We start from the raw sequence: 20,220 nt of genomic DNA, 5'->3' as shown, positions 1-20,220 counted from the left end.
GCCAAGGCCACTGTTGTTTCGCGGGCCGTGTTGCCAGCCGTCAGGTCGTTAAGGACGGTGTCATGAGCCGCCATTTGGGCTGAGTGGGCTCTGGCAGGGTTGGTTCTCGTGGTGGCGGTAGCCTCCGCGCGTGCCGCGTGCCTTGGAGCAGGACGAGCTGTTCGAGCGCTGGACCCTGTTCGGCGACGAGATCGCCCTGGTCGAGGGGAAGCGGGGGCGGAACGCGCTGGCGTTTGGGCTGCTGGTGCGGTTCTACGCCCGCCAGGGCCGATTCCCTCACGGTCGGCGTGAGCTGCCGGACCAGGTGGTCGAGTTCGTCGCCAAGCAGGTCAGGGTCCCGGCCGCCGAGCTCGCGTCCTATGGCTGGACGGGCCGGACGCACGAGCGGCACCGCGCGGAGATCCGCGAGTTCTTCGGGTTCACTGAGTGCTCGGTCGCCGACCAGGCCGCGGCCACGGACTGGCTGGTCGACCACGGACTGGCTGGTCGACGAGGTGACCGAGGTCGAGCGCCGCGCCGAACAGGTCCGCGTCGAACTGCTCGGCTGGCTGCGCGGCCGGCGCCTGGAACCGCCGACGGCGGGCCGGATGGAACGGATCGTGCGCTCGGCACTGGATCGCGGCGAGGCGCGGCTGATGGAACGGGTCGCCGCGCTGCTGCCGGAGGACACGCCGGCCCGGTTGAACGAGCTGGTGTTCGGTGTCCCCGATGAGCTCGCGGAGTCCGTCGATCGGGAGGATCCGGCACGGGATGTGCTGGTGTGGGTGAAGTCCGACCCCGGCCGGTTGAGCCTGAACACGATGCTCGACGAGATCGCGAAGCTGGAGACGATCCGCGCGCTCGGGCTGCCGGATGAGCTGCTGGTGTGGGTGGCGCCGAAGATCGTGTCCGGGTGGCGGGCCCGCGCGGCAGTCCAGTCGCCATCGCACTTCCGAGGCTTCGCCCAGACGACCCGGTGGGTACTGCTCTCGGCGCTGCTGGTGGAGCGGGCACGGGCGACACACTGGTCGAACTCTTGATCTCCACGGTGCACACGATCAACGCGCGGGCGGATCGGCGGGTGACCGAAGAAATGGTGGCCTCGTTCAAGAAGGTCCGCAACAAGAACGCCCTGCTCGCCCGCATGGCCGAGGCCTCGCTGAATCGCCCGGACGGCGCCGTAAGTGAGGTCGTGTACCCGGTCGCGGGCGGGGAGTCGACGTTGAAGGAGGTGGTGGCCGAGTACAAGGCGTCGAGCCCGGAGTTCCGCCGCAACGTGCAGGTGAAGCTGCGCGCGTCGTACTCGAACCACTACCGGGTCGGGATGATCAAGCTGCTGCGCACGCTGACGTTCCGGTCGAACAACGACACCCACGCCCCGGTCATCGCCGGGATCGAGCTGGTCCTGCGCCACGCCGAACCCCGCGTGCAGTCCTACCCGCTGGGCGAGTCCGTGCCGTTGGACGGCATCGTCGAAGGCGACTGGGTGGAACTGGCCTGGCGCGCGATGCCCGGTGCATCGAGGATCGTGCGCACGGTCTACGAGGTGTGCCTGTTCAAAGCGCTTCCGAGAACGGCTGCGCTGCAAGGAGATCTGGGTCGAGGGCGCGGACAAGTTCCGCAATCCGGAGCAGGACCTGCCGTCGGACTTCGTCGAGCGGCGCCGCCAGTACTACGCGGAACTGTCCAAGCCGCTGGACGCGACGGAGTTCATCGAGCCGCTGCGCGCGGAGATGGCCGGCGAGTTGCGTGCCCTGCAGGAGGCCCTGCCGACCTGCGACTGGCTGAACATCTCCGCTCGCGGTGCCGGGCGGATCACGCTGTCGCCGCTGGAAGCGGACCCGGAACCGAAGAACCTGCGCAAGCTCAAGAACGAGATCCGGACCCGCTGGGGCCTGGTGCCGCTGCTGGACATGCTCAAGGAGACGGGGTGACGGGGAGGAGGCTGTCACCAGCCGCAAACGAGCAGATCAATGCTGGTCATACGGCCGCCGGTTCATCGGAGTCCGCGCGGTGCGCGTAGCCGGGCAGGCCGCACCCGGCACGTCGGCCTGCTTGTCGTGGTGGACTGCAAGTCCTCCGCGTGCCGCGCGAACTGGTCGGCGAGATCGGCCAAGGCGAGAGCCTGCGGGTCTGGTTGCGACAGGCGCAGCACGGCGTCGAGCGCCGCACGGATGGTTTCCCTGCCGGGCTGGTCAGCTTGCCGGCGTGCACGGCCAACCGGTCGCGGGAGATCGCCTGCGACCCCGCCTCGGTGGCGTGGCTGCGGCGGGGCACCACCTGCAGGATGACCTCGGCGAAGACCACCGCACGGGCGAACAGGAACTCGACTTCTTCCCACCTGGCCCTGGCGAGACCGCTCCTGCGGTTTGATCGTCGTGGCCTGTATCTTGCGACTCATCGTTGCAAGAGGCCGAATGAACCCGGGCTGACTTGTCCGACGTGTCCAGGAGTGGAGCCTGCCTGTTGATCTTAAAGAACACGCCGTGTGGAGCATGCTCGCCAGAGGAGTTCAAACGTGGACATTCAGCCCTTCAGCATCACCGAGTGGCGCACGTTCCTGCGTCACTACAGTTCGAAGTTCCTGGACAACTCGAGTTCGCTGCGCGTGATCGAGGAGAACGGGGCCGGAACGTTCGTCAGGAGTCACGTCCAACGTGAGGGATGGATCGGCTACGAGCCGGCCAGTGCGGACGCCATCGTGGCCGCTGAAGAGCGGCTCGGCACTCGACTGCCGCCGACGTACCGGAACTTCCTGATGGCTAGCAACGGCTTTGGCTATGTCGACCATGTCGATCTGCTCAACGTGGATGAGATCGGGTGGCTTCCCGAACGCGACCCAGATCTCGTGGATGCCTGGAGCTTCGGCATTGACGACGTTGATCGCGAGATGTTCGAGCGGAGCTTGTTGATCGCACGAGACGATGGCGGTCCCGGCGTCTGCTGGCTGCTGTATTCCGATGACGCGGCGGAGGACGGTGAGTGGGCCGCGTATGAGTGGTTTACTGGCGACGGCAGCAGTCCTGATGATGATCGTTACGACAACTTTGGTGCGCTGCTGTTGGATGCGGCTCAGCGATTGGACGCCGATTGACATGAGCAGGCACAACAACGGCTGGCCAGCACACGCGCACCGTTGGCGTCAAGTGGGCCCAACTGGACTCGCGGCGGCAGCGATAGAGCGGGAGTGCGGAGGCTCACTCGACGGTATGGAGTCGGTGACCAGGACCCAGTCGTAGTACCGCGGCCCCGTCGAGCCTTTGACCTGCGGAGAGATGCTGCCAGGTTGTCGGTAGGGATCGTGTCACCAGCCGCAAACGAGCGGATCACTGCTGATCAGCGGCTGTCTGCTCCTCAACCTGCTCGGTGAGGTGGCGATAGAGAGTGGCGCGGGAGACGCCGAACGCTGTTGCGACCTGGTCGACCGGTTGGCCGGCGTCCAGTGCGGCCCGGGCTGCCGCCAACTGGTTGGCGTCGAGCTTGCGGGGACGGCCGGGGAGTTTGCCTTTGGCCTGGGCGACCTCGCGGGCGTGCGCCGCGCGTTCCCGCATGAACACTCGCTCCATGTGCGCGAACAACGCCAGCAGCGCGACGGCCAGCTCGGCCATCGGCGAGTCGTCGGTGGTGTCGATCGGGATCGGGTCCTTCAGCGTCTTGATCCCGATCCCCTGCTCGCGCAGGTCGTGCACGACGTTGAGGCATTCGCGCAGGTTGCGGCCGAGCCGGTCCAGGTTGGTCGCGACGATGGTGTCGCCGTCGCGGGCGTAGCGCAGTAGTTCGGTGAAGCCGGGCCGGTTGATCGTGGCGCCGGTCTTCTTGTCGGCGTAGATCCGCTCGTCGGGGATGCCGTGCTTGCCCAGCGCGTCGAGCTGGCGTTCGAGGTCCTGGTGCGTGGTGGACACGCGGGCGTAGCCGAGTTCCATCACGCACCAGTCCTCTTCGTACGACCGGTCAGACGTTCTCGCGCCAGCCGGGCACCGGTCTCAGTCAGCGACCACCTGTGCTCGGCGGCGGGTCGGGGTGGTCTGTCGCGGTGTGCTTCGACCCATCTGGCTTCCTTGAGTCGCCACAGGGCGGCGGTCTGCAGGTCGGTGATGGCGGACTCTGCGGTCATGATCTCCTCGCTTAACGGATCGTCTCATAAGTTTACCGTGTGGCAACATTTCAAGACAGCGTTTCGGCGTTAGATTTTGAGACGGGGTGACCTGGGCGATGTTGATGTCCGTAGTCGCCTGCACCGCTGTCGCGGAACCTTGGTTTCGAGACCCGGCCGCTGCTGCTACTCCTCGGCGGATTCGGCAGGTTCCGCCGGCTGCTGGTCGGTGATGTCGCCGATGGCCAGGCGGCGGCTGGTGTCGAGCTGGATATCCCCGTAGGGCGTCATGTTCGAGGTGAACAGTGGGGTGAGACCGCGCCGGCGCAGCTCGTCCTCGCTGTGCCCGTGGTCGCCGGCCGCTACCGCCCGAACTCCGGTGTTGGTCCCGTAGGCATAGATGAGCAGCAACAGCCGTTCGGCGAGCACCGCTGGGTCAATCTCGCCGCGGGTGCCCACCGGGGTGAACGCCGCCAGGCAGCCGGTGCGCAGCGCGGTCTCGGTCAGCATGTCCAGCAGCGGCACCACACCCCACCGGGCGCGTACCGCCTGCTTCAATCGGCGCAGGTTGCGCGGCTCGGGCGCGGCGTCGTACGGGGTCAGCACAATCGCGCCTTGCTTGCGATTGGCCTTGAAGTCCAACCAGTCCAACCGGGGAAGGGCATCGTGCAGAGCGGTGAGCTCGGCGTGCATCTCTTCCCGTAACTCAGCCACAAACGTATCGGCGTTGGCCGGCTTGCGCAGTGCCGCGTAGTTCTCCGCCCGCTTGGCCTCGAAGTCCGCCGGCAGGTCCTCGTCTGGGTCGCGCCACTTCTCGGCGCCGACCACCCAGATTTCCTTGCACCGCAACCGTTCCCGCAGCGTTTGGAACACGCCGCACTCGTAGACGGTGCGCTGCACCCGCGACCGGCCGCGCTTGTCGACCCGGTGCAGCAGCTCGGCCAGATCAGCGGGGATCACCCCGTCGACCGGCACGTGCTCGCCGCGCGCGTAGTACTGGGTGGCGTGGGTGGTCTCCACGCGATACCGCTTGATCAGCTCCAGGGCGTCCAGCACCGGGCGGTGCACGGTGTTGTGCGAGCGGAACTCCAGCGCGTCGATCAGCTCGATCAACCCGGCCCGGTAGTGGTTGGTGTAGGAGGCTTTGAACACTCGCTGCTTGTGCTGACGAAACGCGTTGCCCTTCGTCTTGTACTCGGCCAGCAGGTCCATCAGCGTGCCCACCCCACCGGCGGCCGGGAACACCACGTCCCGCACCACTCCGTCCGGGTCGCCAACGGCGGCCTCGGTGATGCGAAACAGAATGTTCTCCTTGCCCGACACCCGTTTGAGGTCGGCCACGAACTCATCCACCACCCGCCGCTCGGCGCGGGCGTTGATTTTGTGCACCGTGGCGATCAGCAGATCCACCAGCGTGTCGGTGATCTCCCGTGCTCGGCAGTACAGCAACGCGGCCAGTAGGGTCAGGTCAGCGTGATCTCCTGCGGGTGATCCTCTCGAAGGTGGCTCGGGGTCTCCACCGCGGCCCGGTCCCGCCAGGAGCCCAGCACCTTCGGCGCGATGTCGGTGAACACACCGGCCGGCAGGCCGATCGCGCGGATCGCGGTCAGCTTGGCGATCTCCTCCCGCGTGGTGTTCAGGCTGACGTTGCCCGGATCGGCTCTGATAATCGCGCTTATGGATGGGGGCATATGCCCGCAACCTATGTAAGGGAGTTCCACATGCTCAAGAGGCGCATAGTTGCTGTTATCGCTGCCACGGTGGGGGCTTTAACTCTGCTGTCGCCGTCGAGCAACACCAGCAACCAGGCTCGGACCACCTCGGCGAAGCCGACCGGGAGCTGGTCGGCGCGGCTGTCGATACGGCCTCACGGCCTGACGGAGGCCGCCGGAGTGACCGTGTAGAAGCCCTCGGCGTTGCTGGCCAGCAACACGGCTTCCAGCAGGCGCTTCACTCCTGCGCTGTCCAGGCTGGTCGCACTTCGGTCAAGATCGACCGGGCAATCTGCGACACTAACGCTCCTGATCAGTGGTTACGTTCGCCGCGGCCCGTTTCTGGCGTATTCGGTGACCGCCGCATATCGCAACGGATGCGTATTGGCGACGGTGTGAGACCCGCTTCGCGGCAGGCGGGAAACCATGTCCGAGCTGCGCACCGCGTTGACGGGAAGCCTATCGCGCGCGTGCTTCCGCTGGTCAGCGGATGTTTACTCGGGGTGCGGTGTCGGGCACGGCAGACATGTAAGGATGTTCCGCATGAAAAGCTTGCCGCAGTCTGGCGAAACTCTCCTGATCCGCACTGACTTCTCCGATCAGGAGAGCTGGGAAGCGTTGCGGACGGCTGTTACGACACCAAACGAGGACGGCTTTCTGGCGAACGTCCACCTCGTGGATGATCCCGCCTATCGTGATGTGACCGCCGAACAGCTCGCGGCGCTGCTTGACCCCCATTCGCTTCTCATCGTTGCTGACAAGCTCGCCATCACCTCCCCCGAACAGCCGTTGATCAGCATCTACCGAGCTGAAGAAGGAACCGAGCAGCTGCGAGTCATCGCCGAGGAGTTGTGGTCGATCGAAAACAATATCTCCCTCGCCAACATGGACTGGGACGAGTTCACCAGTGCCGCCGCCGACGACGACGGCATCTTCCGGGGCTTCTGACCTTGAGGCAGTGCGTCAAAAGAGGGTGTCGCGCACCCGCAGCGGCCGGTATCCGGTCGGGCCGAGTTGGGCGAGCTCACCTTCAATATCGACCTCGATGGCGCCGAAGAAGTTGTTATCTGGACGTTTTGATCTTGACCTGGTCATTCACACCCTTCCCCCGGCCCGCCGCAGGGCTCGCCGAGCTCGGCGAGGAGTTCCTGGATCCCGGCGGGTGATGGCCTCGTGGCGTTCGATCTCGCGGGGCCAGTTGCGCTCGACGGCGTCTGGTCCGCGAGCCCCGCGCCGAAGTGGGCGTCGCAGGTGTGACGGCCGGGCGTACACACGCACCGGCTACGTCCTCCTGCGTCGTACCGGCCGCGGTGTCGCGTGCCGCCGCGCCGTCCCCGAGCTGTGCCGTGCGGTGTGGTGCGGTGTGGTGCGTCGTCACCGCGCCACCAGCTCCGTGAGGTCGGCGAGCAGCTCGGACGCGGTCACCGGGTCGAGTTCGGCGAAGGCGAGCCTGGACAGCTCCCCGGGCGGGCTCCACGCACTGGGCTGCTCGGACAGCCCTATGAATTCCAGCGACTGCTCGGTGGAGACGTCGACGGCGCCGATCGTGAACCCCTCCGACGGACTGACGATGATCCAGCGGTCCTTCGCGACCCGCTTGGACAGCCAGCACTGCACACCCGCGAACATCGGCTCGTCGCGCTCCCAGCCGCGCCGTTGCAGGCCGAGCAGTTTGGCGGTCGGCACGGTGTTGTTCTCGAACCGCTCCAACCGGGCGCCGGCCGCCTCGTCGTCCGTGAGCCGGTGCACGGCGCGGCCGAGCTGTGGGAAAGGCTGCAGGATCTCGTTGTCTGCGAACAGCTCCTCCCACTCCGTCAGCTCCTCGCCGAGGTGGAGCGGGTGCGCCAGCCGCACCGAGGCGTCCTCCGGCAGCGTGAACTCCTCGTCCCGTACGTCGGCGAAGGTGCGGTCCTCCGCCACCCGGAACGCCGTCACCGCACCAGCGCCGCTGGTGGCCGGGGTCTCGTACAGAGCCCTCTCCGAAGCCCCGGCCGGGACGCACAGCCACACCAGCCGCCGCACCAGATGCCACATCAGGGGATGGGAGACGAACAGCTCGCGGAACTCACCGGTCGTCCAGCTGCGGCCCGCGACCATCGCGCCCTCCAGCCGGCGCACCTGGTCCGAGGCCACCGTCCGCACGTCCTTCTTCAGGGCCAGGAACCGCTTGCGTTCCGCCGGCGCCAGCTCGGCGTCGTCGCGGACGTCCTGCTTGGGCAGGTCCTTGCGCCGCTTGCCGCCCTGGTCCTGGACGTACGGGCGCAGTTGCTCGTCGAAGCCCACGGTGAAGCGCCGGGGCCCGTAGTCCACGACGGTCGAGCCGTCGGCGTCCAGCCCGAAGTCCGGCACCAGCCGGTCGGCGAGTTCCTCGCCGGACAGCCCCAGGTCGGCCGCCATCTGGTCGATCTTCTCCTTGGCGCGCGTCTTGAGCGCCTTGAACTTCACCCGCTGGGACACCCCGTGCAGATGCATCAGAGCCACGTCGCTGCCGATGGTGGCCAGCACGTCCAGGCCCTGCACGGCCCGCTGGTGCGCCCCCTCGCCGGGCCAGTTCCGCAGGACCGGCGTCAGTCGGCGCACCGTGTCGTCGTCGCCGAGCCACCCCAGGGCATGCAGCGTCCAGCTCTCCTCGGGCGGCATCCCGGACAGCCGCCACTGCTCGAACAAGGACCAGGCGAAGGCGGCCAGCGACTCGGGATCGCACGACTCCTTCACCATCTCCACGCCCGTATAGACCGCGCCCGGCCGGGAGATCGCCAGCATGGTCAGCAAATGGCGCACGGACTCCGACGGCAGCGCCGAGGCCCGGTCGCGCAGCAGCACGCGCGGCAGCAGCCGGGGGTCCGCCCAGGCGGCGGGCCGCGGCATCTTCGACGGCAGCGCCAGCTCCAGACCGTCGGCCGACAGCAGGTCCCGGACAGCATCGACCGCCTTGGGGCCGTGACCGGCCACCGCGTCGAGTACGGCGTCCTTGCCATGCGTGGCGGCGATGGCCCGCAGCGCGTGCTCGGCGCCGTGGCGGGCGGCGCCCGCCGGACCGGCCGCGTCGGGCACCAGCAGCGCGGCGGCGTCCGCGCCGTGCCGGGCGAACCAGGCGCGGGCCGTGACCGCGGCGGACTTCAGCCGCACGAACCAGTCGGCCATCAGCCGCGCGACCTCCCGCTGCCGGTACGGCAGGAGCAGTTCCCCGGCCACAGCGGGCTCCCGCGCCGCGGCGCGCAGCATCGGCGGCAGCGCGTCCTCCTCCCACCGGGCGGCCACCGGCTTCAACTTCTCGACCGGCTGCCACATGTACTCGGGAGTCCACTGCGCCAGCAGCGGGCGGTACGCGTCCGGGCCGTCGGCGAACAGGCCGGCCAGCTGGTAGTTGTCGAGGTCGGTGAAGCGCTCCCGCAGGGTTGCCACGTCGGGATACGGCTCGTTACGGCGGCGTCGCGCCCGCCGCTCCGGCTCCTCGACGGCGCCCGCCCATGCCTCGCGCTCGCCGGGCTGCCACAGTACGTGGGTCTCCTCCCCGGCGACGAGCCCCTTGACGGTTCTCGGCTTCGGCGCCGTCCGCCCGCTGGTCCACGGCGGGCGCACCAGCAGCTCGGGCAGCGCGTCGGCGGGGGCGTCGGCGACGGTCGGGTGCAGCAGCTCCCGCACCACCCCGGCGGCCCGGGGCGGGAACTCCACGAGCCGCGACTCCAGCAGCGCACCGTGCGTGGCGACATGGGCGGCCAGCAACTGGCCCAGCAGGAAGGAGTTGCGGGCCGGGGCGGGCGCCGCCTGTCCTGCCAGCAAGCGGGCCGCGCGCACCGGATACCGGCGCGCCGCCTCCAACAGCGCCGGACGCACCTGTTTGTCGTCGGCGTGGGACATCAGCAGCTCGAACGCCTCGTCCGTCGGCAGCTCCGCCAGGACGCCTGCCTGTTCCTCCGCCGACCCCGCGTCGGACAGCGTCCGGTGCCGCCAGATCTCCGCGATCAGCGCGGCGACGGCCGGGCCGACGCCCTCGGCCACGGTGGCCGCGGTGGAGAGCGTGCCGTCGTAGGCGGACACGCCGCCCGCGCGCAGCAGAGCCCGCAACTGCTCCTCATCGTTCAGCGACTCGAACAGCATGGCGCGTACGACGCGGTTTTCCCGGCCGCTCTCCCCCGGGTCGGCGCAGCACTCCGCGACCCAGTCGGTCTCGCTCGGCACCAGGTACGACACCACGATGCGGCGCCGGGCACCACCGCGGTGCGCCGCCAGAGCCGCCACCACCTCGCGGTACTGGTCCTCGCAGTCCCTCGACAGCAGCATCCGCACCCGGTCGGCGGCGCTCCGGCGCAACCACAGCCGTTGCCGCGGCGGCGAGTCGCCCTCGGGCAGGACGGCCAGCCTGGTGGTCCGGTCCTGGCCGCTCTCGTGGTCGAGCTCGAACAGCTCAACCGTGGCACGGGCCGCGAAGACCCCCCCGTGCCGCAGATCCCAGGCGTCGACGACCTCTTCGTACAGCAGCTTCCCGCGGTCGGTGATCACGGCCAGGACCGCGGCGCCGACCGGATCCGCCGTCCCCTTCAGGTAGCGGCGTGCGGCGGCCGCGAGTCCGGGGTCGACGCCCGGGACGTCCCCGTCGAGGACCGTGCCGGTCCACTGCTCCGTCGCCGCCGCGAGCCGCCTGTCCCAGTGGTCGAGAGCCGCCCCGTGGGGGACGTGCGTGAACCGCTCGATGCCGCCCCAGCGCGGGCGGACCTTGTGCCGCCAGGCGACGGGCATCACGAAGGAGTCCTCGTCGGGTGCCGTCGCAGCATCTTTGGCATTTCCGGTGCCCCCGGCGCCCGGCGTGTGGCCGGCGCCCACGGGCGTGTACCCCTCGCGTTCCTTCTCCCGCACGGCCTCGGCCACGTACGCCTTCGCGGCCGTCGCCGAGCCGTAGTCCTCGACCCGCGTACGCCCCGGTGCACCGGCCTGTCCGTGACGGACGGTCACCATCGCGCCGTCCGACCCGACCTCCCAGAACATGGTCGGGCTGTCTTCTCCCCCGGCAGCCAGTTCCCAGCGCCGCACGGCCGCCCCTTCCTCGGACCCACGCCGACCCCAGGTCAGCGCTCCTCTGATGAACCCGCCCGCGACTTGGGCGATCGACGGGCCTCACAGTAGATCCGATCACTGACAACGGCCGCTGGCGGCCCTGCACCGGGGTCCAGCCAAGGTGAGGCCAAAGGACACAACGGCTCCGCCGTGAGCTACGAGGTACTGCCGACCCCTCTTTGCCAGACTGATGTTGAGACACCTCGTGTGAGTGCGGGGTTCCTGACGGAGGAATGGCGGGACCGCAAACTCGCCTGCGTCGCGCAAGGTATCCGCCGCGACGTCGAGACATGGCTGACGACGCTGCGCGATGGCGGCCCTCGCAGCCGGCCTCGTGCCCAAAGCACGATTTGGGGCTACCTCAACGAGATCCAACCCGTCCTCCTCGAATGGTCGGACCGTTACCAGCACTTGCGCGAGGTCACCCGGGACGACATCCTCGTCGTCCGTGACGGGGCCCGCGGCAAGCAGCGCGAGACGGTCATCGCCGCACTGCGGTCTCTTTTCCGGCATTGCAAGAAAACCGGCGCGGTCTTCCGCGATCCCACGGCCCGGGTCCGTGTCGGCCGCCAGGACTACAAAGTCATCCAGCCACTCCAGCCCGGCCAGATCACCGAGGCGGTGGCTACCGCGACCAGCCCCGCCGACCGGCTCATCCTCGTCTTGGCCGGCATCCACGCAGCCCGGCCCAAAGCAATCCGCGACCTGCGGATAGACGACGTCGACCTCGGCGATCGGCGCCTGGTCATCGCCGGCCACGCCCGGCCGCTGGACGAGCTCACCCGCAAAGCCATCCTCGCCTGGCTGGACCACCGCCGCTCACCCTGGCCCGACACGGCCAACCCCCACCTGCTGATCGCCCAGCAGACCGCCATAGAAGTCGGCCCGGTCGGCAAACTCTGGGTCACCAAAGCGGTCCGCAACCTCACAGGGACCCTCGAGCGTCTCCGCGCCGACCGTCAACTGGAGGAAGCCCTCACGCATGGCCCCGACCCGCTGCACCTGGCGGTCGTGTTCGGAATCGACGACAAGACCGCCATCCGCTACGCCGCCGCGGCACGGCAACTCCTGCTGGGGCCCGCCGAGTGCGACACTGCGGGTTGAGCGCGAACCCACGGCCCGAGCCCTGTTCCTGGCGGCAACAGACCCTTGGGTTCCCTGCGAGGAACCCTCAATTTCGCTGAACTCACGGGAGGCTTGGCCCAGGACTCCCGAAACTACGGCCAGGGGTCATGTAGCGCGTCCGTGACCCGCTGACCTGCGGTGAGACCTGCGGTGAGAGTCAGGCCGTGGCCATGGTTTTGTTTAGGTGGCGGTAGATGGTGGGGCGGGTAACGCCGAACTCGTCTGCGATTTGTCGGACGGTATAGCGGCGTTTGCCGTCAGGGCCACGTTCGTCGTGCATCTGGCGCGCCAGATGCACCTGGCGCGGGCCCAGCTTCGGCTTCTGCCGCGGCGCGGCCGCGCGCTCTGGCCGCCGCGGGCCGTCCATCGTGCGTTCGGACATCAGGGCGTGCTCGAACTCGGCGATGGACGCGAGGATCTGGAAGAACGTTCGGCCCACCGCCGTGTAGGTGTCGATGCCTTGGTCGAGCACCCCCAGGTCCACGCCCTTGGCCTGGAGCTGCTTGGACAGCTCGATCACGTGACGGTCCCGTCTCTGGTCTCAAATGGGTGTTTCGCCGAGTTGCGAGGAGGCTGTCCGTCCAGAGTGGAGGAGAAACGGCGAAGGCGAGGAGACCCCGCTCCTTCCCACTTCAACATATAGCGGACTGGGGGGCTTGCGGCAAGACCCGGGTCGTACCTCAGAATCACCGACCGGGAAGCCAGAACCTGCGGAAATGGGGAGTTGCGAAGTGCGTGTGTTGTTGACGACGTGGGGATCGCGCGGGGACGTCGAACCGCTGGCGGGACTCGCGGTGGCGTTGCGGGAACTCGGCGCGGAGGCGCGGGTGTGCGCGCCGCCGGATGAGGAGTTCGCGAAGCTGCTGGAGCGTGTCGGCGTGCCGCTGGTGCCGCTCGGCCCGACGGTGCGCTCGGTCGTCGCCAACCCGAAGCCACCGACGGCGCAAGACGCGTTCCAGCTCGCTCCCGCGCTGGTCGCCGCGCGGTTCGACACGCTCACCGCGGCGGCCGAGGGATGTGACGCGCTGCTGGCGACCGGCCTGATGCCGGCCGGCGCACGGGACGTGGCCGAGAAACTGGGCATCCATTACGTGCTCGCGTGCTTCCACCTCCTTGGGCTGCCGTCGCGGCACTTCCCTCCGGGGAGACGGCCAGGCACACCGTCCCCGCAGGAGGAGACCGACAACCGGGTGCTGTGGGAGCAGGACGCCCAGAGGGTGAACGCCCTGTACGGCGAGGCGCTCAACAGCCATCGGGCGGCGATCGGCCTGCCACCAGTGGACAACGTCCGCGACCACGTCCTCACCGGCCGGCCGTGGCTGGCAGCGGACGCGACGCTGTGTCCGTCGCACGGCATGACGGACCTCGACGTCGTGCAGACCGGGGCGTGGATCCTGCCCGACGAACGCCCGCTCCCGGACGGGCTGAAGGCGTTCCTTGACACCGGCGCGCCACCGGTGTACGTGGGCTTCGGCAGCATGGCCGCGCACGCCGCGAAGGACATCGCCGGGGTGGCCATCGAGGCGGTCCGCGCGCAGGGCCGCCGGGTCCTCCTCGCCCGCGGCTGGGCCGAGCTGACCCCGATCGGCGACGCCGACGACTGCTTCGTCCTCGGCGAGGTCAATCAGCAGGCACTGTTCCGTAGGGTGGCCGCCGTCGTGCACCACGGCGGCGCGGGCACCACCACGACGGCAGCCCGGGCGGGCGCGCCCCAGGTGATCGTGCCCCGGATCGCGGACCAGCCGTACTGGGCCACCCGAGTGGCTGAGCTGGGCATCGGCGCGGCACACGAGGGCTCGACGCCGGCCGTCGACTCCCTGTCCGCCGCGCTCACCACGGCCCTGACCCCCGAGACCCGAACGCGAGCCAGGGCCGTGGCCGGCACGATCCGAGCCGACGGGGCGACGGTGGCCGCGAAACTGCTCCTCGACGCAGCCAGCCGGGAAAAGCCGCCCGTAACCGTATGAACCACACGGAATCGTCGAGCCGCGCCGCGCGCCGCACAAGCTCAAGATCCCACTGATTAGAGCCGGGCATTCCCATGGGACGGCTCGACCATGGACAGTGGGCCGGCGCGCGGCCGGACAGGCCAACATCCTGAAACGCCACATAGAGCGTGTTGGCCGCTCCGGCTACGCCGTCCTGACGCCTAGGTCGAGGCGTTTGGTCATGTCCAACCGGAACCTTCCCAGCTTCTCTACCCAGTCGGGTTGTTGTGCCGTGTCGTGTTGCGGGGTGAGCAGGTGCTGGGGCTAGCTTGCGGCGGTGATCACGAGCCCTGGTGTTCTCGAATGGCGGGTATTCTTCGTCGCCCCACAACGGCGCTGGCCGACGTTCGCGGATCCGGTGGCGCAGCGGTCCGGCGATCGGTTGTCGGCGTTGCTGCGGGCGCACGATCGGGTCCAAGGGCAGCCGTTCCTGCTGGGACCGGATCGCTTGCCAGACCGGCGGGTGAACGGGTTCTTCGCGTCGGCGCGGATGCTCGCCCGGGATGAGGACACCTGGCGCAAGTACGCCTACGCGGTGGGGATGGGGCTGAACTTCCTCGCGGTGCGCGGACTGAGCTGGGACCAGGCCGTGCCGGAGGACGTGGAGGCGTTCAAGCTGGCGGATGACCGACGAGGCCAACCCGCGGCGGGTGGCGCTGGGCACGGTCCAGGGCAACCTGATCGCGCTGAATGTCTTCTTTTCCTGGGCCGCTCGGGAGCACGGGGTGATCAGTCCGGTCGAGGTGCGTGAGGTGCGGACGCCGGCGCGCACCGGGCGGGCCACAGTGGAGGAGATCGCGGCCGGGCCGAGCGGGGTCCGCAGCCGGGATGTCAAGTGGTTCACCCCGGCCGGGTATCGCCGCTGGCGGGATGTCGGCCTGCGGGGCTTCGGGCTGGACGGGCTGGAGGATCCACGGTGGCGCGGCCGCAACGAGCAGCGGGATGCCGTGATGGCCGACGGGCTGTTCGAGACCGGCCTGCGGAACAGCGAGTGGGCCAGCGTGCCGGATGTCGAGGCCAGACGATCCGGGGTCGCCGACGACCCGCTGGCCAGGCCCGGGAGGCGGGGTGAGGGGTCGCCGGGCGGCCCACGCTCGCCGCCGACCCGCTCAGCCTCATCCCGCGCCACGAGCGTGAACAACACGAACTCGCGCGGCTGCAAGCACTCATCGACGAACACGAACAAACCGGGCCAGGTAGTGACGCATGACGATCGACACCAAGGAACGCGCCGCGATCCAAGCCGCCGCCGACCGGCTGCTCGCCGGCACCCCGCTGCGATCCGACGGAGAGTTGACCGTCGTCCAGCTCGCGGTCGAGGCCGACGTCAAACGCTGGCTGCTCGCCCACAAACAACGCGATCTCGCCGAGCAGTTCCAAGCCCGCGTCCGCGCGGCCCGGGACGACCCGCCCCAGGTCACCGAACTCAAGAACCAGATCCGACAACTGGAGGAAGACAACGCGCGCCTGCGGGCGGACAACGCCGAACAGCACGCGCTGACCGAGTATTATGCACACATCATCAACGAACTGGCCGCCGCGCTCGATAGTGTCACCGCCGAGCGCGACCAGTTGCTCGGCAACGTCCACGCCATCACCGGCGCCGCCAGCACCAATCCGGAGCGAGAGGATCCCGCACATGAGTCGAAGCTGGCTGTCGTTGCGTGTTGACCTCGTCGGCGGTGGCTGCCGTGACCTCTGGCCGCGGCCGGGCCGGATCTTCGCCGCCGCCCGCAGCCACACCTTCACCCAATTGGCTACCGCGATCGACGACGCCTTCGCCCGCTGGGACCGCGCCCACCTGCACCAGTTCGAGCTAGCCGACGGCCGCCGTATCGGCCGACCCGACTGGGAAGACGGCGAAGACCCCGACCTGCTCGACGGCCACAAGTTCACGCTCGGCAAACTGCGCGGCGGCGACCAGTTCGTCTACACCTTCGACCTCGGCGACCGCTGGGCCCACCTCTGCACCGTCGCCGAGCAGCGCATCGATCCCCTCGAGCAACTCGGCATCGAACCCGACCAGCCGCTGCCCTACTGGGGCTGGGGAGACATCCCCGATCAATACGGCCGCCGCTGGGACACCGATGACGGCGAGACACCGCTACCACCGGATCCTGGGCTGGCTGATCTGCCGCCCCTGCAGCCTGGGTGGGGACCCAACCGTCGCCGCTGAGCACCACGCCCGACCACCCCGGCGCTGCGGTCAACAACAACACCGCTGGACTGGGGAGAGAACCGTACGGGCTCACATGCGATCAGAAAAGCCCACTCAAAGCTCTGCGGTCCTCGGCGATCAGCCGCTGCTCTCAGGCTGGATCGTCCAAAACCCGTTGTATCAACAGGGTAATGATGAACACGAGACTGCTCTGCAACAGGTGGAGAGCGAGCATGGCCACCTCGGCGTGCTCGCGGTCGGAGCCGGTGAGCACGCCTTCCTTGCCGTAGAACACCACCTCGTTGGCCGAGTTCCAGTTCTCCACTACGTGCAACCCGGCGTGGATCTCCCGCCGCAGCTCCTCCGACACCAGGTAGTCGCAGGCGAAGATCGTCCTCACCACTCGGCCCAGCTCCTCCAGCGCGAGGTAGGCGGGGTTCTTCGGCCCGCCGCCCTTGGTGAACCGTCGCAGCACCTGGTCGGCCTCGGCGGTGCCCAACCTGAGAGCGGTGGCGTATTTGACCATGTGGTCGTAGTTGCGTTCGATCAGCTCCCAGTCGATCGGCCGGTTCTTGACGACCCGCTCCAGGTTGGGTCAGGTCCCCGGCCCGGCGTCCGGGCTGTACAGCCGCACGGACCCGATGTTTTTCAACCGAGGGAGCAGCTTGATGCCCAAGCTCGGTGAAGGCGAACCCCACTACCGACGTTATGTGGACAAGTCAAGGCGTTCCTCCACGAGCGTGTCGTCGGTGTTGTCGAGGGGCTGGTCGAGGTCGGTCAGCAGCTTCTCGATGCGCTTGGCGGTGCAGTTGTGGCGTTCGACCTCGCGGTCCCAGCCGCGGCCGGCGGCATCGGTGGCGAGCGTCTGTTCGACCCGTCGGCGGGCGCGTAGCCGGGGCGCGTAGGCGGGGGTCGTGACGAACTTCGCGCAGGTCAGGTAGAGGTCGCACTCACATGGCCCTTCCTGTGGCAGCCGCAGGCAGTGGCCGAGTTCGAGCTCGGTCTTGAAGAAGTTCGTCTTCAGCCAGTCGACGGCCTCCTCCGGCAGAGCGCCCGACTTCAGCTCGTCGGCGGCAGGGCCGGCGATCGTGGCGCCGGGGGTGAGGACCGTCTTGTAGTCCCGCAGCACTTCCTGGTCGCTGATCTGGGCGTAGACGAGCGCCATCGAGACACTGGAGTGCCCGAGCACCTTCATGATCGTGTGGAGCTTCGCGCCGCGCTCGGCCAGCTGGGTGCCCACGGTGTGCCGGAACCGCTGCGCGGTGACGGTGCCGCGGCCCTCGCCGCCTCGTCCGCCTGGGCGGACGAGGCCGACGGCCTTGCAGGCTTCCTGGATCGGGGTGTCGAACAGGTAGAAGGTGGACAGCAGCTTGCCGTGCTGCATGAACAGGTAGCGCACCGGCTGCCCGGTCAACTCGTCGGTGAAGGGCCGTTCCCGGCCGTCTCGGCGCAGGTCGATGACCTTCTGCAACGCCGTTGTGGCGTCCTCGTGCAGTGGGACGACTCGCTCCTTGTAGGTCTTGCGCGCGGGCAGCCGCAGGCGGCCGGTGCCGTCCGCGTAGCGGTCCAGGCAGTCGATCGGCAGGCGGCGGATCTCGTCCCGGCGAGCGCCGGACCAGCGTGCGACCAGCAGCGCCGCTCGTTGTAACAGGCAGGCGATCTCGTCGATGACGGGCATCAACCGGTCGAGCTCGTCGTCCGGGATGAACCGGGGCACCTTGATCGGCGACTTCGGGGAGTCGCCGGGGCCGAGGAGGCTGTGGCCGGGGACGTCGTCCCACTGCCAAGCCGCGGTGTCCCGGAAGAGCTGGCCGAGCCCGGAGGCGCGCTGGATGCGGGAGACGATGCCCAGCGGCTTGCCGGTGCGCTCGGTGGGTTCCTCGGCGATGTGCTGGAGCCAGGCCAGGCAGTGGTCGCGTGTGACGTCGGCGAAGGACTCGATCTCGGGGTGGTGCTCACCGAGCCAGTCGCCGAAGCGGCGGACCGCCAGTTCCGGTTTGTCCACTGTGGAGGGCCGGTCGGTCAGTCGACGGGCGGCCAACCACTTGTCGGCGACGGCCTGCATGGTGGGCGGCAGCACCAGGGGCGGCTTCCAGCCGGGCATCAGCTTGCGGGGCTGCTCGGCAATCTGGCCGCGGTGGTAGAGCACCACCTGGAGCTGGTGCAGGTGGGTGATCCAGTTCTTGGCGGCGCCGTCCCGGTAGCGTTGCGGCGACGGGTAGAACCGCTCCAGGTCCGGGTGCTCGGCGAAGTGGCGGATCGCCTCCAGGGCCTCGACGATGTGGTCGTTGGTGATCGCGGTGACGTCGAAAACGCCGGTGCGCAAGGCAATGCGGCTGACAGACCAGTGCATCGCCTGCCGGGCCGAGTTCCGGTTGAAGCCCAGCGCGACGGCTTCCTCGACCAACTCCCTGGCCCCCAGGTCGATGCCCAGCGCCTCGGCAGGCTCGACGATGGCGAGCTGCCCGGGGGCGAACAGCCACGGGTAGTCGAACGTGGCGTATCCCCGCAAGCCCAGGTAGATCAGATAGGTGCGGGCGCGGAAGGACACCGGGTGTGACGGGTGGTGGAACGACTCGCCGAGCAACCGTCCCACCCGCTCGACCAGGGGCGCGGGAAACCAGCCGGCCAGCGTGGGCCAGCGGTCGATGAACTGCCGGCGCCACCGCAGCTTCATCAACTGGTACTGGTGATTGCCGCCCTGGGCCTCGACGTGCGCCCTCCACTCGGCGTCTGAGCAGTGTCGCCTGCGACGAGGGCGAGTAACGGTCGCGGGGCTGGCCGCCAGGGCTGCCGCCGACACGGAGCCGGCCCTCACCGAGTCTCTCCCGTGTCGTTGCGCTGGTTGCCCAAGGCTTGGTTGTAGTCGGCCACGACCGCCGGATCCGAGACTCGGGTGTAGATCCGGGTCGACTCCGGCGAGGCGTGACCCAATCGCTTCTGCAAGGTCAGCTCCCGCATCCCGCCTTCCCACATGCGCGTGGCGTGCGTGTGCCTCAAGGCGTGCGGAGTCACCCAAGGCTCGCGGATTCCAGCCCGAGTGCAGGCGCGGCTGAACATCCGGACCAGGCCGTCGTAGCTGAGTACCTCGAGCCGCCGTTTCCCTTGGCCGCCAACGAGAAACACCACGGACGTCTCGGCGTCGTCAGGGCGCTCGCCCATCACATAGGCACTCACCGCGGCCAAAGCCTCGGGCTCGTGCAGGTCGACGACCCGCTCATAGCGGGACTTCGACCGCGCGCCTTTCGGATGGTCGTCGCGGTGGCGGACAACCACGCGCCGACGGCCGTAGGCCACGTCCTCCAGGCGCAGCCCGAGCACCTCGCCGGGCCGCAGGCCGCCTTGGAGCATCAGCAGCACTATCGCCTTGTCGCGAACAGACCGCAGCTGCGCCAACAGCGCCTCGACCTGGTGCTCGCCCAGGGGACGCGGTACCTGCTGCACGGTCTTGACTCGCACCGCCCGGCGAACGGGCCGCTGGCGGCTGGCACGACCCATGAACGGCCTGTGCCGCTCCGACACGCGGGCCAGCGCCGGGTCGGGGCGCTTCTCGATCGGGTTCGCCTGGTCCAACCGCCCGGCCAGGATCAAGTACTCGTAGAACGACGACACGGCCGCCAGAACGCGGTTCACCGTGGTCCCGGCCAGCTTCGTCGCCGGGCCGCCCGCGTCGAGGGTGGCCACCGTGAGCGTCATACGCTGCCGGGGGCGGCGGGACGGAACGCAACGCAGGTACTCCAGCAGCGGGATAGCGTCCGGCGGGCCGAACCTGTCCCAGCTCAAGCCCCGCTCGGCGAAGAACCGCCACAGGTGCCGCAGGTCGTACGCGTAGGAGACCAGCGTGTTCGGCGAGAGGTTCCGCGCCGCCAGGAAGCGCAGGAACCCCGAGACGACTTCGATGGGCTCGCCGTCATCATCGAGCAACTCGACCTGGTGGGAGCCGCTTTCCTGACGGTGCTGCACCCGCACGGACACCTCCGGACCTGAGATTGGCGCTGGCCCTTCTGACCAGCACCAATGAAGATCATCTTCTGAGGTGTCCAGGTAACCATATCGCCGTGCGTGTCGGTGTAGTCGGCCTCGACCTCCGCGTCCGGCCCCGGTCTCTGA

Annotated in this window: 20 protein-coding genes and 2 pseudogenes; 10 read left to right on the top strand and 12 right to left on the bottom strand. The window is 68.7% G+C overall.

Going from position 1 to position 20,220, the window contains the following annotated elements; genetic code table 11:
• Positions 1–130: 130 nt before the first annotated feature.
• The 3 genes and pseudogenes from DL519_RS49735 to DL519_RS07150 all read left to right on the top strand — a co-directional run.
• Positions 131–469 (top strand): annotated as a pseudogene (locus DL519_RS49735) (DUF4158 domain-containing protein); the annotation flags it as partial.
• A gap of 25 nt (positions 470–494) precedes the next feature.
• Positions 495–1,019, top strand: coding sequence for a hypothetical protein (locus DL519_RS45815; protein ID WP_223840464.1), 525 nt, complete (start codon positions 495–497; stop codon positions 1,017–1,019).
• A 474-nt stretch (positions 1,020–1,493) separates the two neighbouring features.
• A complete protein-coding gene (locus tag DL519_RS07150) occupies positions 1,494–1,913 on the top strand; it encodes a hypothetical protein (RefSeq protein ID WP_190813408.1) in 420 nt (139 codons plus the stop codon).
• Positions 1,914–1,959: 46 nt separating this feature from the next.
• Here the strand turns inward: DL519_RS07150 and DL519_RS07145 are convergent, their stop codons facing one another.
• Positions 1,960–2,286: a hypothetical protein gene (locus DL519_RS07145; protein ID WP_190813407.1), complete on the bottom strand. Its 327-nt coding sequence runs from the start codon at positions 2,284–2,286 to the stop codon at positions 1,960–1,962.
• 211 nt (positions 2,287–2,497) lie between these two features.
• Here DL519_RS07145 and DL519_RS07140 point away from each other — a divergent pair, with 211 nt between their 5' ends.
• Positions 2,498–3,073, top strand: a complete 576-nt coding sequence (locus DL519_RS07140) for an SMI1/KNR4 family protein (RefSeq protein ID WP_190813406.1) — start codon at positions 2,498–2,500, stop codon at positions 3,071–3,073.
• Positions 3,074–3,305: 232 nt separating this feature from the next.
• On the opposite strand, the gene DL519_RS07135 is transcribed toward DL519_RS07140, so the two are convergent.
• From DL519_RS07135 to DL519_RS07120, 4 genes are all read right to left on the bottom strand, one after another.
• Positions 3,306–3,902 (bottom strand): recombinase family protein, encoded by a 597-nt coding sequence (locus DL519_RS07135; protein ID WP_190823817.1) that lies wholly within the window; start codon positions 3,900–3,902, stop codon positions 3,306–3,308.
• Positions 3,902–4,093 carry a hypothetical protein gene (locus tag DL519_RS07130; protein ID WP_190813405.1) on the bottom strand — a complete coding sequence of 64 codons (192 nt, stop codon included), beginning with the start codon at positions 4,091–4,093 and terminating at the stop codon, positions 3,902–3,904. The genes DL519_RS07135 and DL519_RS07130 overlap by 1 nt, the downstream gene beginning before the upstream one ends.
• A 165-nt stretch (positions 4,094–4,258) precedes the next feature.
• Positions 4,259–5,521, bottom strand: a complete 1,263-nt coding sequence (locus tag DL519_RS07125; protein ID WP_190813404.1) for a Tn3 family transposase — start codon at positions 5,519–5,521, stop codon at positions 4,259–4,261.
• A 14-nt stretch (positions 5,522–5,535) separates the two neighbouring features.
• The gene (locus DL519_RS07120) at positions 5,536–5,763 is read right to left on the bottom strand and encodes a hypothetical protein (protein ID WP_190813403.1); all 228 of its coding nucleotides are present in this window, start codon (positions 5,761–5,763) and stop codon (positions 5,536–5,538) included.
• A gap of 564 nt (positions 5,764–6,327) precedes the next feature.
• Here DL519_RS07120 and DL519_RS07115 point away from each other — a divergent pair.
• Positions 6,328–6,732, top strand: a complete 405-nt coding sequence (locus DL519_RS07115; protein ID WP_190813402.1) for a DUF6924 domain-containing protein — start codon at positions 6,328–6,330, stop codon at positions 6,730–6,732.
• Positions 6,733–6,747: 15 nt separating this feature from the next.
• On the opposite strand, the gene DL519_RS48455 is transcribed toward DL519_RS07115, so the two are convergent.
• The gene (locus tag DL519_RS48455) at positions 6,748–6,879 is read right to left on the bottom strand and encodes a hypothetical protein (RefSeq protein WP_263399590.1); all 132 of its coding nucleotides are present in this window, start codon (positions 6,877–6,879) and stop codon (positions 6,748–6,750) included.
• 279 nt (positions 6,880–7,158) lie between these two features.
• A complete protein-coding gene (locus tag DL519_RS07110; RefSeq protein WP_223838523.1) occupies positions 7,159–10,815 on the bottom strand; it encodes a DUF4132 domain-containing protein in 3,657 nt (1,218 codons plus the stop codon).
• A 231-nt stretch (positions 10,816–11,046) separates the two neighbouring features.
• On the opposite strand from DL519_RS07110, the gene DL519_RS07105 reads away from it, so the two are divergent.
• Complete coding sequence (locus DL519_RS07105; protein ID WP_190813401.1) at positions 11,047–11,943, top strand: site-specific integrase; 897 nt, start codon at positions 11,047–11,049, stop codon at positions 11,941–11,943.
• A 178-nt stretch (positions 11,944–12,121) separates the two neighbouring features.
• Here DL519_RS07105 and DL519_RS48450 read toward each other — a convergent pair whose 3' ends face one another.
• The gene (locus DL519_RS48450; protein WP_263399797.1) at positions 12,122–12,331 is read right to left on the bottom strand and encodes a helix-turn-helix domain-containing protein; all 210 of its coding nucleotides are present in this window, start codon (positions 12,329–12,331) and stop codon (positions 12,122–12,124) included.
• Positions 12,329–12,487, bottom strand: a pseudogene (locus DL519_RS48445) (recombinase family protein); the annotation flags it as partial. The pseudogene DL519_RS48445 and the gene DL519_RS48450, both read right to left, overlap by 3 nt.
• Before the next feature lie 208 nt (positions 12,488–12,695).
• On the opposite strand from DL519_RS48445, the gene DL519_RS07095 reads away from it, so the two are divergent.
• The 4 genes from DL519_RS07095 (at position 12,696) to DL519_RS07080 (ending at position 16,128) form a co-directional block, all read left to right on the top strand.
• Positions 12,696–13,931 (top strand): glycosyltransferase, encoded by a 1,236-nt coding sequence (locus DL519_RS07095; protein ID WP_190813399.1) that lies wholly within the window; start codon positions 12,696–12,698, stop codon positions 13,929–13,931.
• Positions 13,932–14,229: 298 nt separating this feature from the next.
• Entirely contained in the window at positions 14,230–14,703 is a 474-nt protein-coding gene (locus DL519_RS07090) for a hypothetical protein (protein WP_190813398.1), read from the top strand.
• A 455-nt stretch (positions 14,704–15,158) separates the two neighbouring features.
• The gene (locus tag DL519_RS07085) at positions 15,159–15,623 is read left to right on the top strand and encodes a hypothetical protein (protein ID WP_190813397.1); all 465 of its coding nucleotides are present in this window, start codon (positions 15,159–15,161) and stop codon (positions 15,621–15,623) included.
• Complete coding sequence (locus DL519_RS07080) at positions 15,592–16,128, top strand: IS1096 element passenger TnpR family protein (protein ID WP_190813396.1); 537 nt, start codon at positions 15,592–15,594, stop codon at positions 16,126–16,128. Before DL519_RS07085 ends, DL519_RS07080 begins: the two co-directional genes overlap by 32 nt.
• 133 nt (positions 16,129–16,261) lie before the next feature.
• Here DL519_RS07080 and DL519_RS07075 read toward each other — a convergent pair whose 3' ends face one another.
• The 3 genes from DL519_RS07075 to DL519_RS07065 form a co-directional block, all read right to left on the bottom strand.
• A complete protein-coding gene (locus tag DL519_RS07075) occupies positions 16,262–16,657 on the bottom strand; it encodes a transposase (protein WP_263399796.1) in 396 nt (131 codons plus the stop codon).
• Positions 16,658–16,816: 159 nt separating this feature from the next.
• Positions 16,817–18,928: a tyrosine-type recombinase/integrase gene (locus DL519_RS07070; protein ID WP_223838522.1), complete on the bottom strand. Its 2,112-nt coding sequence runs from the start codon at positions 18,926–18,928 to the stop codon at positions 16,817–16,819.
• Positions 18,925–20,085, bottom strand: a complete 1,161-nt coding sequence (locus DL519_RS07065; protein ID WP_190813395.1) for a tyrosine-type recombinase/integrase — start codon at positions 20,083–20,085, stop codon at positions 18,925–18,927. The genes DL519_RS07070 and DL519_RS07065 overlap by 4 nt, the downstream gene beginning before the upstream one ends.
• Positions 20,086–20,220 lie beyond the last annotated feature (135 nt).

This window comes from Saccharopolyspora pogona, from assembly GCF_014697215.1.
Classification (GTDB): Bacteria; Actinomycetota; Actinomycetes; order Mycobacteriales; family Pseudonocardiaceae; genus Saccharopolyspora; species Saccharopolyspora hattusasensis.
This window is presented reverse-complemented; position numbering and strand designations above follow the sequence as displayed.